Origin of the sequence: Erysipelothrix sp. HDW6B (genome assembly GCF_011301115.1) — a bacterium.
GTDB classification, from domain to species: Bacteria; Bacillota_I; Bacilli_A; order Erysipelotrichales; family Erysipelotrichaceae; genus Erysipelothrix; species Erysipelothrix anatis.
Genome location: NZ_CP049860.1, coordinates 520,061 through 535,872, shown reverse-complemented (window position 1 = coordinate 535,872; position 15,812 = coordinate 520,061). Strand labels below are relative to the sequence as shown.

Here is a 15,812-nt window from a genome sequence, read left to right as displayed (position 1 = left end):
TCACCTCATAGTTTAATAATATGCGATTTTAGCTTTTTTTAACAGACTTCTGGTGATTTTTAAAAATGTAGACACACGCAGTGAGTGATCCCGCCATATTTACAACAATATCTTTCATTGTATCCCAAAGCACTTCATGACCACTTCGGTCCATGTACCGTTGTAGGTTCAAATCCATCAAACCATCAGCAGTATACTCATAAAGTTCCCAGAAAATACCCAAGGTCATCGCAAAACAGAAGACAAATATCATGATGACGATGATCGGTGCTGGTTTTTCTTTCATAAAATGGCACCATACTTCATAACCAATCAACGTCAGTAATGCCCCACTTGAGAAATGAAGCATTGAATCGTAATGTTCGAAAGTGGAATAAAAACCAAATCGTTCACCGGCATAAAGCGTTGCAAGGATGAAGAGAAAATAGAGAATATAGATACTATCATCAAGATTTTTGAACCATGATTTTTTGAGATACCACGGTACGATGATTGCCACAAGGCCGATTGAAAACTTTGATAATGGCAGAAGATTGGACATAAAATTAGTACTGTATGTCACGATATTGTAGGCAAAAAGTCCTACTCCCATCATCATTAATAATTTCGCTATTTTTTGTTTCATACTAAAACTCCTATCAAAACCAAAAAGATGCCGACTCCGCCAGTTAAAAGCATTACTAACGTGGGATCCCACTTTAGTTTTCGAATAATCATAAATGCGCCAATAAAAATAAATGCGTTGGTCAGATCTAGCGTGTCAAATGATACAGGATTCCCATTCCACATCGCATTCATGAAAATAGAGACACCTGCGACGGCGATTAACGCGACAACTGTTGGGCGCACAGCATCTAATGTAGCTTGAATTGCACGAACTTTTGAATAATTAAAGTATATATACGCAAGCACGGACACAATCACAATGGATGGAAACACATTTCCCAACGTTGCAACAATTGCTCCGGGAATACCCGCAACTTGAAGTCCCACAAAGGTTGCGGAATTCAATGCAATCGGCCCTGGCGTCATCTGTGAAATTGTAATAAGATCTGTAAACTGTGCAAGCGTTAGCCAACCATGTTTATCAACCACTTGAGCTTGAATCGGCGCCATAGCAGCATAACCACCACCAAAGCTTACCAACCCAATCTGCAAAAAACTGATAAACAATTCCCAATAAATCATCATTTCTGTGTCCTCACTGTCATTTCAAAGACACCCATTAAACCCGCTACAACGATCAATATTAACGCATTAATTTGGAAGAGCAATGATAAGACAAACGTTGCAATCATAATCATGAGATACATACTATTTTTGGATTGAATGATTTGATTCCCTAGCGTTACAACAACATCAAGGATAACCGCAGCGACTCCTGCTTGCATCGTATGTAAGGCAGCCGCAATATAGCGGTTTGCCTTAAAGGCATCATAGTATTGCGAAATCACAGAAAGTAAGATTAGGGGCGGTAAAACTGTTCCCAATGTACATACTAACGCTCCTGAAATACCAGCAATTTTATATCCTATCAAAATAGATGCATTCACCGCGAGAGAACCGGGTGCTGATTGTGCGATGGCAGTCATATCCATCATTTCATCATTACTAATCCAGCCCAAGTTATCCACAAATTTCTTTTGAAGCAATGGGATGATGACATACCCGCCACCAAAGGTAAATGCACTTAAGTAAAATGAAGATGAGAATAGTTGCCAGTACTTTTCAATTCGTTTCATGATATCGCCTCGATTTCTTTACTAATCATATACTTTTTGTGCGTTACCTTCAAATTGGGTACATAAAAAAAAAGAGCAAGATGCTCTTTCTTTAAACTCGTTGTGGCTCTTCTTGTTTGGCGACATTAAGGTTTACACTGACCTGGCGCCAAATCCATACGGAGGCAACCATCGTAAGCACTTCCGCGCCAATCACGGCATACCAAATACTCGAGGATCCAAAAATTAGTGGTAACACAACCAGGAACACCATGAGTGGTACCGTTGAACGCATGAGTGATAAATTCGTGGACGACTTTTGATAATCCAATGCTTGAAGCACTGTTGCAAGCACGATATTAATAGCTGCAAAGACAAGATTCAAGAAATAGATATTCGCAATTGCACTTGTGTTGGCAATTAATAGAGCATCATTGGTGAACAGACTAATAACAACAGGTCCGGCTACCCACATAAGGATGGTGAGTGCTAACGCCAACCCCACATTAAACCAAACTGTTGAACGCGTTAAAGATACGATTCGTTCATTTTCACCACTACCGGCAAAGAAGCTAATCGCAGGCTGAATTCCCTGAGAGGAACCCAAGAAGGCCGTTAATGCGATTAATGCTAGATACCCTATAATGACATAGGCCGATAATGTTGCTTCTCCCATGCCTTGATGGGTGATTGAAAGGTTATAGAAGAGTGTTACCAGACCAATCGAAAAGTTTGTAATGAAGGCTGCCATGCCTTTTATGGTTATATCCCAGACATCTTTGATTGTAAAAGCCATGAACGCGAACGATAAGACACCTTTCTTTCGTAAAAAGTGGGGCAGTAAAATCATAACACTGAACACTGGCCCCAGTGCCGTTGCAAGCGCAGCACCTGCCATCCCCATATTTAAGGGATACATAAACACCCAATCCAGTAAAATATTTGATAATGATCCAACTATAAGTGCCCACATTGCGAGTCGTGGAGCATTGTCATTTCGAGCAAACGTACTCAACGTAAAACTAAAGATTAAAAAAGGTGATGCCGTTATAAAATAACGCAAGTAAACCATCGTATCGTAAAGAATCAGATCTGTCGCACCCATAAAACGCGCTAGCGGCTCTAAAAAGAGGTTACCTAACACAACAACACTAACTGCTAATACAAGTGTTATCATATTGGCCTTATTGAAGATTTTGTTAGCAGATTCAGTATCATTCTTACCTAAAGATGAGGAGATAACAACACCCGCTCCCACTGAAATCAACATGGATATCGCAATCATAATTTCAACAACCGGAATCGCTACCCCTGCAGCCGCAAGGGCATCAGGGCCTAAACGACGTCCAATAAAAATTCCATCTATAATAAAATAAATTGAATTGAAAATGAGTCCAATCATTTGTGGAATCGCAAATTTCCAAATAATATGCCTATTACTAATTTTCGAATAATTCATAGTTCCTCCTTGAGCATATAAAAAGGCCAAAGTAGCATTTACTTTGGCCTTGCATGCGTTTCTTTATGACACCCTGCGACTCGGCAGTCTTCCGGATGTAGTCTCCTCGTATTTTAGCACACTGACGGTAGTTGTCAATCGCAATGAACAGTGTGCATCATTCGAAATTCGTGCTAATTTTCCGTATAACTATCCCCTTTAAACCAAAAGCACCTACCTCGGGGAAAGTAAGTGCCTTTATGTTTGATTTAGACTGATAAATCGAGAATTAAGAGAGATAAAGTAATGTTAGTTTTGTGCTAAACGCATGAAGCGTTTAAAGCCAACATAACCCATTATTATTGTGAATACAACCATACCCAACACACTGAATACAAGTGGCATAGACGCTACATCCACATACATCAATGCTCGAAGTGCTTCGTTAATATACACAAGCGGGTTTACAAGAACAAGCATCTGGAATACTGGTAATGCGGACAATGCATCCCATGTAAAGAAGATTGCACCTGTAAATACCATAGGCATTAAGAATCCTGGGAACATTGCAGCAATTTGCATCGGCTTCACGATTGTTCCTACTAACAACCCTAATGTTGCGGAAGCAAATGATGCAAGAATCAATACACCGATAAGTCCAATGATTTGTCCGAATGTGAAGGAGAAGACAAGGTATTCGTTCATGAATATGAGTGAAATTGGTAGTACGATTAACGCACCGATCCATGACTCGATGATACCAACAATCATTTTCGCTATCGCAATGTATCGTGTATCAATTGGTGCCTGAAGACGGTCTTCAATTTCTCGGGAATTATTGAAGTCCATTGTTAAGGGAACTGCAGTACCATGGATACCTGTAAGGAGTAAACTCATTCCAACCATGCCAGGGAACATATACTGTGGAAAGTCTGCGGATACGACACCTATTTTCGGAAGCACATATCCATAAATTAAGATAAGAATAAATGGTAACATTCCAACTCTAAATATAAATTCATATTTGTCACGGGCCTGAATCACTAAGTCACGTTTGACCATTGTTGTGATAATTTGACGGTTGCTAATTTTTGTTTCCATTATTTTGCTCCTTTTGTTGTTAAGTGTACGAAGACATCATCCAAAGTAATGTTGCTGAGGTTGAAGGATCGCATTTTTAAGTGGTTCTTGTTAATCCACTCAAGGACTGCTTCTGATGCTGCAGGTTTGTCTTCAAGATAGAGTGTTAAGCTTGTTGGCGATGTTTCAGATGCTGAACTGACTTCGGGTAGGTCGGCTAGGGCATCTTTCAGTTGTTGTTCAATCGCTTCAAACTCAACATTGATAATCTGGTTACCAGGTGTTAATTGCTTCAATTCTGCCGAGGTACCAATCGCTTGGATGACACCATTACTGAATATCGCAATACGATCAGAGAATCGTTCGGGTTCTTCCATATAGTGTGTTGTCAAGAACACTGTTGTTCCCTCACGATTGAGTTCCAACATTTCTTCCCATAAAACTTCACGGTATGCTGGATCAAGACCTGTTGTTGGTTCATCTAAGAATAATATTTCTGGCTTATGAACCATAGCTCTTGAAATCTTCAAGCGTTGTGCCATCCCACCTGAGAAGCTCTTCACGTATTCGTGTTGCCAATCTTTAAGTCCGAATTTTTCCAATAAGAAATCCGCACGAGATTCAGCCTCTTTGCGACTCATTCCGAAGTACAGCGCATGGTAGATTAGCCTCGATCTAAATTGTTGTGTTGTGCCACGATACCAATTTTGCTTCGTGCTTCGATTGCGTTGAGACGCAATGGTTTACCGTCAATGAAGACGTGTCCATCTGTAATTTCTTTTTGTGTCGTCAGCATTCCAATTGTTGTCGATTTTCCTGCTCCGTTTGGTCCTAAGAAACTAAAGATTTCTCCACGTTTTACTTCAAAGCTAATCCCTTTAACAGCTTCAAAGATTTCTCCATTCTTTTTGCGGTAGTGCTTCACGAGATCGCGTACTTCAATAATGTTGTCCATAACTTCCTCCTGTCGTTTACGTTTGTAAACACATTTATAGATTACAACTGTAAACGATATTTGTCAAGCCTTTCGGTAAAAAATTTTTTAAATAAATTTTCGCATGAAAAAACACGAACCGAAAAGTCCGTGTTGATTGTAAGAATTTATGTATTGGTTGTGCTCGCGATTTGTTCTTTAATGGCTTCTATGATTTGTGGTTGCGCTAAACCCATGTGTCCTGAAACCATTGTCGTAATTTCCAATGACGCATATTGGTCTAAAGTCGCAATGTATGTTGAGACATCCAAATCTAGTTCCGGAACGATGTGTGACACATCATCACCAAGATTATCGCCAACGTTAACAACTTTTTCAATACGATCATAAACGCTGATTCCATCAACAGTATGGCCTGGCGTATGAAATAGATAAATCCCATCATCTTCGAACCAACAATCATTGAAGAATGTCTCTGTAGGCAGACACTTCGGTGGTTGTGTCTGTAAATAATCGGCACCTTCGGCAATTAATGCATCCCAAGAATCGCTGAGGATTGTGGCCGTTTTATGGTGCGCAACAATACGATCTGCTGGAATGGCATAATTACCCAAAACATGATCCCAATGATAATGACTGTTAATGAGTACCAACGGTTTTGATAATGATGCAAGTATATCCAATAATGGTTCAAGTGCGATGTGGTCTATACCACTATCAATCAAATAATTACGATGCTCCCCTTTAATCAAATGAAGATACAAGTCCCATTCTGGATACTGGAATTTGAATAAGTGGTGGCGATTACTGAGTTCAATATGCTCCATGCCTCCCTCACTATGCCTCAACACGATAATTGAACGTATAGGTTTTGCAGACATTATCTTTGGCTGCATATACCGTTCCTTCATATGAACCTTCTTCAGCTGTATCTATAAAACGGAACATCATATCTTGGGGTTGATCACCACATGGTACTTTATTAAATGATGCGACATCGTAATCTGAAACATTCGGCTTTAGAATTGACTCCACCGTAATTGTTGGGCGCTCAGGATCATTTGGCATATCCTCTTCCTCAAACGACAACTGACCAATCTTGAAGGTAATGTCATCTTTAAAAACAAGGATCGGCTCGTGCTTTGTTTTGGGTTCATTTATAGCATGTAAGGTGAACCAAGAACCTGCTCCAACTAGAACAAGCAAGACGATTAGTGCAATGGGTTGATATTTGTGTTTTTTCATTTTGTACCCTCCGTTTTTTACAGTCTATCAAAAAAATAGGCTAGGAGCGAATTGAAATTTGCATCTTTTATGGAATGTATGATTTTATGTGATGCCTTACATCTTAGGACCATGTTTTTGAATAATCGCATCATAGGCCGTCACGACCGCGCGACCCGCATCCGTTATTACATATTTCCGTAATGGAAAGGAAGTTTCTAACGTATTCTCACTGACATGATCACGTACACGTTCTAAAACATCCTGCTTCTTACCTTTTTTATCCAGATTATTTTCCTCTAGAATCCTTTTTAAAACTGGAATACTTAACATATCTAACGATTCTTTAGCACTGGCTTTATAGGCATATCCCTTTTCAACTAAGAGTTCCAGACTTTCATCACTATTGATACCATATTTGTATTCAAAATAGTTGGGAATCATGCTGAGATTATTAAAAGTTCCAAGACCAATTCGCCACAACATAATAATATCGCCAGGTAGCAATCCTTCTGGAAGGCGCTCCATGTTCTTCTTTTCAACCTTCGAATATGGAAATTCTTCCGGGTATTTTTCCCATCGCGCAAGATCGCGTTCTGGAGAAATATACGGATACTCTGGGTAATTGTCGTAAATTGGATGTTTGATTTTTGTCATTGTCTTTACCTCACTTTAATCCTATTTTATCACAGCCCCAAACCAAGCGAATCTCGAATGCATAAAAAAACACACTAACTGAAGTGTTAGTGTGTTCGTAGTGATTTAAGTTTTAATGCCATCCGTTCGAGCATGCCTGATTCTTTCATATACGTAATCAAGTGAATGCTGACGCCAATCAGTGCGATTCCTGTGAGCACCATCGTAATGACACCAAATTGATAAGCAATTCCAAAGAATAATCCTGCAAGCAAGATGGTCTCAATTAAGTAAAGTGGTGGTGCCAACATTTGGTTGCGTCGGGAGACAAATTCCAATACTGCTACCGATACCACAATGATTAGAGATACGACAGCATTAAACATCGGAACACTGATGAATTGTGCCACACCTTTGTTGATTGTATCATCCGTAAATCCATTGATGATTGCACCAACATCTAAAGATTCAACACCAAATTGTTTTAATACCGTGTTTTCATCAACATACTCAGGTAGGGTGACACCAACATATTTCAATGGATCTTTGATTTTACTTGGCACTTTTAGCAAAATATGACCATCTTGATTCGGCGTAAAATCTAAGACATAGGAAACGTGGAAGTTTTGTTTCATATCGTTGACTACGACGCGAGTGGTAATCAACCCTACACTCATGACCGCCATCACAGCGAATGTTGCAATCAAGCCATTTCGTGTATATTTACGAGCTCGTTCATGAGTCCATAGTTGGCGCAAATCGAAACGACCTTCACGATGTAAGGCATAGAGTAAGGCAATAAATCCTACAATTTCCAGCGCTAAGACCCAACGAATAATAGTATCTTTTTGCATGACTGTCGGTGTTGAAAACATGCGGGTTAAGAACATACTATTCGGTGTTGTCATCCACATTGATACAAGAATAATTAAGGTTGTGACAGCAGCTAATAGAGCATGATCGTGTTTCACAATATAACGTTTCATCAACATCACAACAATTTGGAAAACAATAAATGGAACAACAAAATATAAAGCATCTACTATAATCAGCGGGTTAAAAATCGATGTTACAAACCCTCTTAAATCAATCATTTGCGTTGCTTTTGCATATGAATATGCTAAATTCCCCACATAAGGGATGCGATCAAAAACGGCCGTCAACGCCCGATAAAAAAGCGCTGAGCTTGAGCCAATTAATGTCACGGCTAAACCAATTCCGGCCACCATTGCCAATATCCAAAAACTATTAAATAAGACATTTATCCGTTTAAACAGATAGTTTTTTGAATCACTCATAACATCCCCCTGTCATGCACATTCGTGCAATTTGAATGATTAATGCAGATCGCGACTTATTGTATCAACAGTTGCTTTTGCATCGCGTAAGCCGACACCATATTTGTCGATAATGTACTTAATTGCACGAACCTTTTGCATTTCTTTGATTAACCCTGTGACGTAGACTTTATCGTCAGCATCCAATTCAAATGCACCTGTAAATTGTTGGTTTGCACGCTGTTGATTGCGTTTCATTGCATTGAATTGACTTTGATTAAAATCAGATTTCTTTTCTTCATGTGAGTGCAAGTGTCCATCACGAGTCGTTGTATAACTCGTATGGCTTGAAATGCCATCTGGCTTTATATTTTTCGAGCGATCGTATTCTACAAAGGCATCATGAGATTCTCGTTTCCGTGATACAAGCAACAATATAATAATCACGACTAAGACCACTATTAATATCCATTCCATGTCAAATCCCCCTTATAGATACAGTTTACATGATTCTATACCGTAACGCACCTGCTTCCCTTTAAAAAGTTACAAAATTGATGCTAGGCATCCGAGTATGTTGAAATGACATGGCATGCTACAATGGCATACACATGGGGGTATTATCATGAAATTTGTAGTAATTGGCATCAATGGTGCAATTGGACAACGATTTGCGCAAAAAGCTTTAGCGACAGGACATCACGTCATTGGATATGCTCGTGGTGAAAAATCTGACCACATTTCTCATCCTAATCTTACTTACGTCTACGGTGACCTTCGTGACCTTCAGATGCTGGAGCGATTGGTTGTTGAGGCTGATATCATCGTCAGCACCTTAGGACCTAAACTTAAATCGAAGCGTTCCGATAAAACAACACCGATTGCGAATGCGCATCACGCAATCTTAAAACTCATGCACGTACACGGTAAAAAACGACTCATCACCATCGGGACACCATCCGCTTCGAGTCCCAGCGATCCGAATACATGGTTCTTTAAAATGGACCACTGGATTGCGAAACATTTTATGCCGCAAGCATTTTTAGAAATGAAGCAACTCAGTCATGTCTTGCATCATTCCAATTTGGATTGGACGCTCATTCGTTTTGGTCGCTTAACAGATCAGGAAACATCCGACTATACACTTGCCTCTGGTTCAGAAGCAATGAAAGATCGCGTAAGTCGCGACGGTGTAGCCCAAGCATTGCTTGATGTATCCCTTCAAGACACCCATCTCAAAAATTCTCCCATCGTCTTCACACCCTAGCATAATAAAAGCCATCTATCCGATGGCTTTTATTTGTGCTAGGTGGTCAAGAAGCGCAGATACAATTGCTTCCATTTCAACTTCATCCGTCTTGGTGAAGCGATTCAATTCTGGGGAATCAATATCCAAGACACCAAATGGTTTCCCATCAAGATACATTGGAATCACAAGTTCACTCCTCGATGCAGCATCGCATGCTACATGTCCTGGAAATGCATGTACGTCCGCTACGTTCATCGTCTCATTGGCCTCTAATGCCGCTGCACATACCCCTTTACCCGGATAAAGATGAACGCATGCTGGTTTCCCTTGGAATGGTCCTAAAATAAGATGGTCTTCTTTGAATAGATAAAACCCCACCCAGTTGATACGGTCCATATTCATATTTATCAACGCAGAAATATTTGCGAGGTTCGCGATTAAGTCAGTCTCTCCTTCGAGTAATGCTTCAGCTTGTTTTGTAAGTAGTGACATATAAACTCCTTCTACAACATGTGTTTTTCTCATTTTATAATTAATCAGTGTTACTTTACCGCGAATATGCTCCTGTTTCGCATAAATTTCATACCCCTGTTGTTCGAAAAATAAGCGTGCGCTCATTGATGCGTCAACTTCGAAGTAAGTTTCAGATTGTGACACCCCTTCAAGTTTAGTCAGTAATGTTTGTGCAATTCCTTGACGGTGGTATTTTGGATCCACATACAACATATCTATATAATTATCCACAAGATTCGCAAAGGCGACCAAGCGGTTGTGATCAAAGGCAACAATCGTATGGGAGGTCGCGAAGCGGTGATGCCACGTATCACGATCAATTGTATCCATACTGCCAGTCCACGCATCCTGTTGCGCTTTGTTATAGTCTTTTCCTGTTGATTCGTGGACCGCATCAAAGAAAACACGAATCATCGACTCAAGCATATTTCGTTCATATTTTCTTAAATTTATCATAGTTTATGCCCACCTTGTAAAAACGTAATTTAAGTGTACCACAATTAGAATGTACCTGCTTTCTTTCATATTTTTTTAAGATGCGAATGGTATAATTATAATTAACGGGAGGCACACTTATGGCCCAACAATACACCAAATGTTTAATTCGCGATGCCTTCATCGCTATGCTCAATGAAAAACCATTAAAGAAAATCACTGTCAAAGATATCGCGATTGCTTGTCAAATCAATCGCAATGCATTCTACTACCACTATAACGATGTATACCAACTTTTAGAAGAAATTTTTGACGATGAACTGAATGCCGTAATCCAAACTTACAACGATACCTTATCATGGGAAGAAAGTTTTATTTTGGCTGCAACCTTTGCGCTTGAAAACAAAACGGCAATTTACCACGTCTATGACTCGATGCAGCGCGATTCTTTACTCAACTATATTTATCGCGTCTCTGGTAACGTCATGCAGCAGTATGTGCATGATGCGAATGCAGATATTGGTGCAGATGAATATGATGTTAATCTGATAGCGTCCTTTTATCAATCCGCACTCACCACGCTCGTCATTCGTTGGATTGAAACCGGAATGAAAGAAGACCCGCATGAAGTTGTTGGACGGATTGGGTATCTGTTTGACGGTAACATTCAGAACTCATTAGAACGAAGCATCAACTAGACACCACAACCGATATGCCTAGTATTTATACAAAAAAGATGGACTGTCCGAAACTTAGACACCCATCTTTTTTTGTATAATGCATCACGTTTCTAAAACACGTAAACTATCAGTGTAGGCAAAATAAGACGCCACATGGTCAAGGCGTATTTTGCTAAGAAAGAAGGAATAACAATGGAATTGAAAACACATGACCCACGATTAACGTTAACAAACGGATCGTATCATTCACTCGTGAATGCACGCAAACCAATCGGAATCGAAGATAAAAGTGCTTATCTTATCGGTACTGGAATTGGTTCATTAGCAGCTGGATGTTTCCTCATCCGAGATGCACACATGGACGGAAGTAAAATTACTTTCCTCGAACAACTCGATTTACCGGGTGGTTCACTGGATGGAATTGTTCGTCAAAACGCAGGATATGTTTCCCGTGGTGGTCGCGAAATGGGACACCATTTCGAAGTCCTATGGAGTCTCTTTAGTTCACTCCCTTCAACCGAAGATCCAAGTGTTAGTGTCCTCGATCATTTTTTCTACACGAATTATGACGACCCTAACTACAGCAATTGCCGTGTCACAAAAAACCAAGGAAAACGCTATGACAACGGTAAATTTAACCTTGGACAAAAACTAGCGAAAGAACTTGCAGAATTTGTCATGATGAGTGATGCATCACTCGAAAACAAAACAATTGATGATGTCTTTTCGAAAGAATTGCTTGATAGTGATTTCTGGGTATACTGGCGTACAATGTTTGCCTTCGAAAACTGGCACAGTGCGCTCGAAATGAAACTCTACATGAACCGCTTTATCCACCATGTTGACGGACTTCCAGATCTTTCAGCGTTACAATTCTCAGAACATGATCAATATACATCGTTTGTTTTACCAATGGTTAACTATTTGAAAGATCACGGTGCTCAATTCCGTTATGGCGTCAATGTTGAAAACGTTGAGTTTGATCTTAGTGATGCACGAAAAGTTGCTAAAAAAATTGTTGCATACGATAAATCTGGTAACGATATCTCAATCGACTTAACTGAAGATGACTTCTTATTTATTACCAACGGTTCGATGACCGAAGGTTCCGGATATGGTGACGATGATACACCTGCTCCATTCGAAACTGAAGCTAAAGGTGTTTGGACCTTATGGAAAAATATCGCAGCACAATCACCAGAATTCGGCCGTCCAGAAAAATTCTGCAGCGATCCCGAAAAATCAAACTGGGAATCATGTACAGTAACATGTCATGATGACCGTGTTCCTAAATATATCGAGGCTATCACAAAACGTTCGCCTTACGGTGGAAAAGTCGTCACCGGTGGTATCGTATCAGCAGTGGATTCGTCATGGCTTATGAGCTGGACGATTAACCGACAAGGTCAATACATCGGTCAACCAGAGAATGATGTCGTTGTATGGGTCTATGGCCTCTTCTCAGACGTTCCTGGCGATTTCATCAAGAAACCGATGCGTGAATGTACAGGTAAAGAAATCACAAAAGAATGGTTGTACCACATCGGAGTTCCAGTTTACGACATTGATGAACTCGCAGAATCATGTACCGCTGTTCCAGTCATGATGCCATTTATAACATCACAATTTATGCCACGCGCTACCGGTGATCGTCCTTATGTTGTACCCAAAAATTCGATTAACTTCGCCTTTTTAGGTCAATTTGCTGAAACATTGGATGACCCAGGACGAGACACAGTCTTTACCATCGAGTATTCAGGACGTACTGCAATGGAAGCCGTTTATGTTCTTGCAGGCGTTGAAAAAGGTGTTCCAGAAGTTTATAATTCACGTTATGACTTACGTTATCTTATGTATGGGGCTGTAAGTTTACTGGACGGGGAACAACCTGAACTCCCACTTCCAAAACTTGTTAAACACCAAGCATTGAAGAAAATCAAAGATACAGATATTGAGCTAATGCTTAAAGAATACGGAATCATTGATTAACCAAATACATAAAATGAAAGCTCTCAAGTTTATCCACTCGGATAGTCTCAAGAGCTTTTTTGTTATGCTTTTTTACGTTTTGAATAGATAATCACTAAGAATCCACTAATTACTATAAGAGCACCCACACCATAAACATAATGTGTATTTACTTGGCCTGTTGCCGGCAATGTCGCGAGTTGCGAATCATCTTGTGTCTCAGTAGGAGAGACAGGTCTGATAGGTTCTACCGGATCAACTGGGTCAATTGGATCAATTGGATCGATTGGGTCGATGGGATCGATTGGATCAATTGGATCGATGGGATCAATTGGATCGATTGGGTCGATGGGATCGATTGGGTCAATTGGATCAATTGGGTCGATTGGGTCGATTGGGTCGATTGGGTCGATTGGGTCGATTGGATCGATGGGATCAATTGGATCGATTGGGTCGATGGGATCGATTGGGTCAATTGGGTCGATTGGGTCGATTGGGTCGATTGGGTCGATGGGATCGATTGGATCAATTGGATCGATGGGATTTTCGGTATAGATTGCGTAAACTGTCATACTATCTGTTATAACCGCAGTCTCCGGGTTAAATCCGTTCCCTGTTCCGTCAGGATTCGTATTCCACTCTTTAAAATGATGGCCCACTTTATCTGTAGCAGGAACGCGTGAAGCGTCAAGTGTCGTGTTATAATCTGTCGAGACTAAGGTCGTGTCACCGTCAACATCGAAAGTAACCGTGACTAATGAAGGACCATATTGAGCCTTATATTCGGTAAAATCGTCGAGTAAATTGGTAGTTTCAGTTTTATTTCCATTGTCCGGATTCCATCTTCTAAACGTCTGATTACTGTCACTTGCAGTTGGAACACCATCTAAAAACTGGTTATAATCCTCTGCTGAAACTAACAATTCATTCATTTCTGTAATCGTAAATTGATTGAACATTTTAATAATTTTCGCACTATCTTCAAATGCACCACCTGCCATTGCATTTTTTGAAGGACCAACGGTATAGCGTTTATCTCTTGCATAATCATAAGATGTTAATTTTGGATCCTCAGTTTTAATAACCAATGGACTATCAAACCCTTGATTCATCACAAACACGCGATCCATCGAGATTCCATGTTGCAGTTGCCAGTTTGTCATATCAATGAAATGCAAGTTTAAGTCATAAGCAAACATGAAACTAATGTCTTCCATTGCCGCAGTATTCCATTGAGAAGGATTAATCCCCGAAAGATTTTGCATACCAGAAAATGCAGATCGCGCATAAACAACATTGCTGACATCCCATGCTTCAACATCGAGGGTTGTAAAGTTTGAATCTTTGAACATATTGTTTATTATCGTTACATTGCTCATATCAAAGTGCCCAACATCTACAGTTCCAGGAACATTCCACTCACCCGGAATTTGCTGTGTAACCTTGGTTCCTTCGAACATCGAATCCATTTGAGTTGCACTTTGGGTATCGAAATTAGAGAGATCGAGAGACCATAACGATGTCGCATTCTTAAACATACCTGAGAAATTTGTTACCTGAGCGGTATTAAAAGACGTTAAATCTACAGTTTTTAAAGCGTTTGTATTCGCAAACATCCCTTGCATTGTAGTGGCTGAACTTGTATCAAATGATGACAAGTCAAGATTCGGGATTGCAGAATATGTAAACATTCCAGAAAAGTCTTCAACATTTGACGTATTCCAATTATCAACATTGAGGGACGTAATTCTCGTTGTATTGTGGAACATCGATTGAACAGATACTAAATTTCCTGTGTCCCATGTACTTAAATCAAGTTCCCAAAAACCAGAACCACTAAACATAAATTCCATCGTTTTTACTTGTGATACATCCCATTGTGATAGATCAATCGTTTTAATACTTTGGATTCCAAAAAACATGCTATTCATGCTTGTAACCTGTGATACATCCCAATTGGAAACATCCAGATATTCAATGGCAGATGCGTTTGAAAAGACGCCATCCATGGTAGTAACACCCCCGACATCAAGCCCACTCAAATCAACATAGGTAAGGCGTGAATGACCGGCAAAGGCACTTGATATGTTTTGAGTATCAAGCCCCACTTTATGAATTGTTGATGGATCATTTTCTGCTGGTACTGATTCAATGATGATTGATTCATAGGGACGTGTATCAGTTGAAGATTTCATTTTGAACATATTTAGGTTCAATAAACGCACTTCAATATCGTCCCCTTCAACATTTACAGTTGATGGAATGTATATATTTTTTAAGTCCTTGTTAGTAAGATCTGTTAATGTCCAAACACCTTCTACTGACTTGTCGATACTCCAATCATTTTCATCAAACTGTCGCATCGCGTCGGTTCGATATATTTCCAAATCTTTGGTCTCATGGCTCACATGCTGCAATTGTTGCGCCCCATCATGTTTCTCATTTGACGCTTCTAAAGCATGAACATTTGTAAATCCGAACGCAATAATTAATGATGTAATTCCGAATGTTTTTATCAGTTTCATCGTGATACCCCGTCTTTTCTTTTTATAGTCTTAACACTATCACGAATGTTAACATTCAATTAAAACATGTCATAAAACATTGCTCTCAAGTTATCAACACCATAAGTAAACAAAAAATGCTCACCTATCCAA

Annotated in this window: 16 protein-coding genes and 1 pseudogene; 3 read left to right on the top strand and 14 right to left on the bottom strand. The window is 39.8% G+C overall.

Going from position 1 to position 15,812, the window contains the following annotated elements; all coding sequences use genetic code 11:
• Nucleotides 1-28 precede the first annotated feature (28 nt).
• The 12 genes and pseudogenes from G7061_RS02535 to G7061_RS02485 all read right to left on the bottom strand — a co-directional run bounded on the left by G7061_RS02535 (nt 29) and on the right by G7061_RS02485 (nt 8,787).
• Nucleotides 29-625, bottom strand: a complete 597-nt coding sequence (locus G7061_RS02535) for a DUF2238 domain-containing protein (protein ID WP_166118590.1) — start codon at nt 623-625, stop codon at nt 29-31.
• The gene (locus G7061_RS02530) at nt 622-1,188 is read right to left on the bottom strand and encodes a chromate transporter (RefSeq protein ID WP_159639963.1); all 567 of its coding nucleotides are present in this window, start codon (nt 1,186-1,188) and stop codon (nt 622-624) included. Before G7061_RS02530 ends, G7061_RS02535 begins: the two co-directional genes overlap by 4 nt.
• Nucleotides 1,188-1,742, bottom strand: a complete 555-nt coding sequence (locus tag G7061_RS02525; RefSeq protein WP_159645397.1) for a chromate transporter — start codon at nt 1,740-1,742, stop codon at nt 1,188-1,190. The genes G7061_RS02530 and G7061_RS02525 overlap by 1 nt, the downstream gene beginning before the upstream one ends.
• Nucleotides 1,743-1,833: 91 nt before the next feature.
• On the bottom strand, nt 1,834-3,180 hold the full coding sequence (locus tag G7061_RS02520) for an MATE family efflux transporter (RefSeq protein ID WP_159645399.1): 1,347 nt from the start codon (nt 3,178-3,180) through the stop codon (nt 1,834-1,836).
• A 288-nt stretch (nt 3,181-3,468) separates the two neighbouring features.
• Nucleotides 3,469-4,260 carry an ABC transporter permease gene (locus G7061_RS02515; RefSeq protein WP_159635901.1) on the bottom strand — a complete coding sequence of 264 codons (792 nt, stop codon included), beginning with the start codon at nt 4,258-4,260 and terminating at the stop codon, nt 3,469-3,471.
• Entirely contained in the window at nt 4,260-4,616 is a 357-nt protein-coding gene (locus tag G7061_RS10880; RefSeq protein ID WP_240914435.1) for a DUF4162 domain-containing protein, read from the bottom strand. The genes G7061_RS02515 and G7061_RS10880 overlap by 1 nt, the downstream gene beginning before the upstream one ends.
• 15 nt (nt 4,617-4,631) lie before the next feature.
• Nucleotides 4,632-5,194: pseudogene (locus G7061_RS10875) on the bottom strand (ABC transporter ATP-binding protein); the annotation flags it as partial.
• Between the two features lie 146 nt (nt 5,195-5,340).
• Entirely contained in the window at nt 5,341-6,000 is a 660-nt protein-coding gene (locus G7061_RS02505) for an MBL fold metallo-hydrolase (RefSeq protein ID WP_166118581.1), read from the bottom strand.
• Between the two features lie 10 nt (nt 6,001-6,010).
• Nucleotides 6,011-6,418 carry a hypothetical protein gene (locus tag G7061_RS02500; RefSeq protein WP_166118574.1) on the bottom strand — a complete coding sequence of 136 codons (408 nt, stop codon included), beginning with the start codon at nt 6,416-6,418 and terminating at the stop codon, nt 6,011-6,013.
• A gap of 96 nt (nt 6,419-6,514) precedes the next feature.
• Nucleotides 6,515-7,054, bottom strand: coding sequence for an SAP domain-containing protein (locus G7061_RS02495; protein WP_159645408.1), 540 nt, complete (start codon nt 7,052-7,054; stop codon nt 6,515-6,517).
• Nucleotides 7,055-7,140: 86 nt separating this feature from the next.
• The gene (locus G7061_RS02490) at nt 7,141-8,331 is read right to left on the bottom strand and encodes a hypothetical protein (protein WP_166118566.1); all 1,191 of its coding nucleotides are present in this window, start codon (nt 8,329-8,331) and stop codon (nt 7,141-7,143) included.
• A gap of 39 nt (nt 8,332-8,370) precedes the next feature.
• On the bottom strand, nt 8,371-8,787 hold the full coding sequence (locus tag G7061_RS02485) for a hypothetical protein (protein WP_159639593.1): 417 nt from the start codon (nt 8,785-8,787) through the stop codon (nt 8,371-8,373).
• A 148-nt stretch (nt 8,788-8,935) separates the two neighbouring features.
• Between G7061_RS02485 and G7061_RS02480 the strand changes: the two genes are divergently transcribed.
• On the top strand, nt 8,936-9,577 hold the full coding sequence (locus G7061_RS02480; RefSeq protein ID WP_166082973.1) for an NAD(P)-dependent oxidoreductase: 642 nt from the start codon (nt 8,936-8,938) through the stop codon (nt 9,575-9,577).
• A gap of 15 nt (nt 9,578-9,592) precedes the next feature.
• On the opposite strand, the gene G7061_RS10985 is transcribed toward G7061_RS02480, so the two are convergent.
• Nucleotides 9,593-10,528, bottom strand: coding sequence for a GNAT family N-acetyltransferase (locus G7061_RS10985; RefSeq protein ID WP_166118471.1), 936 nt, complete (start codon nt 10,526-10,528; stop codon nt 9,593-9,595).
• 119 nt (nt 10,529-10,647) lie between these two features.
• On the opposite strand from G7061_RS10985, the gene G7061_RS02470 reads away from it, so the two are divergent.
• Entirely contained in the window at nt 10,648-11,205 is a 558-nt protein-coding gene (locus tag G7061_RS02470) for a TetR/AcrR family transcriptional regulator (RefSeq protein WP_166082975.1), read from the top strand.
• 174 nt (nt 11,206-11,379) lie between these two features.
• On the top strand, nt 11,380-13,176 hold the full coding sequence (locus tag G7061_RS02465) for an oleate hydratase (RefSeq protein ID WP_166082976.1): 1,797 nt from the start codon (nt 11,380-11,382) through the stop codon (nt 13,174-13,176).
• Nucleotides 13,177-13,238: 62 nt separating this feature from the next.
• Here the strand turns inward: G7061_RS02465 and G7061_RS02460 are convergent, their stop codons facing one another.
• Nucleotides 13,239-15,680: a DUF4573 domain-containing protein gene (locus G7061_RS02460; protein WP_166118421.1), complete on the bottom strand. Its 2,442-nt coding sequence runs from the start codon at nt 15,678-15,680 to the stop codon at nt 13,239-13,241.
• Nucleotides 15,681-15,812 lie beyond the last annotated feature (132 nt).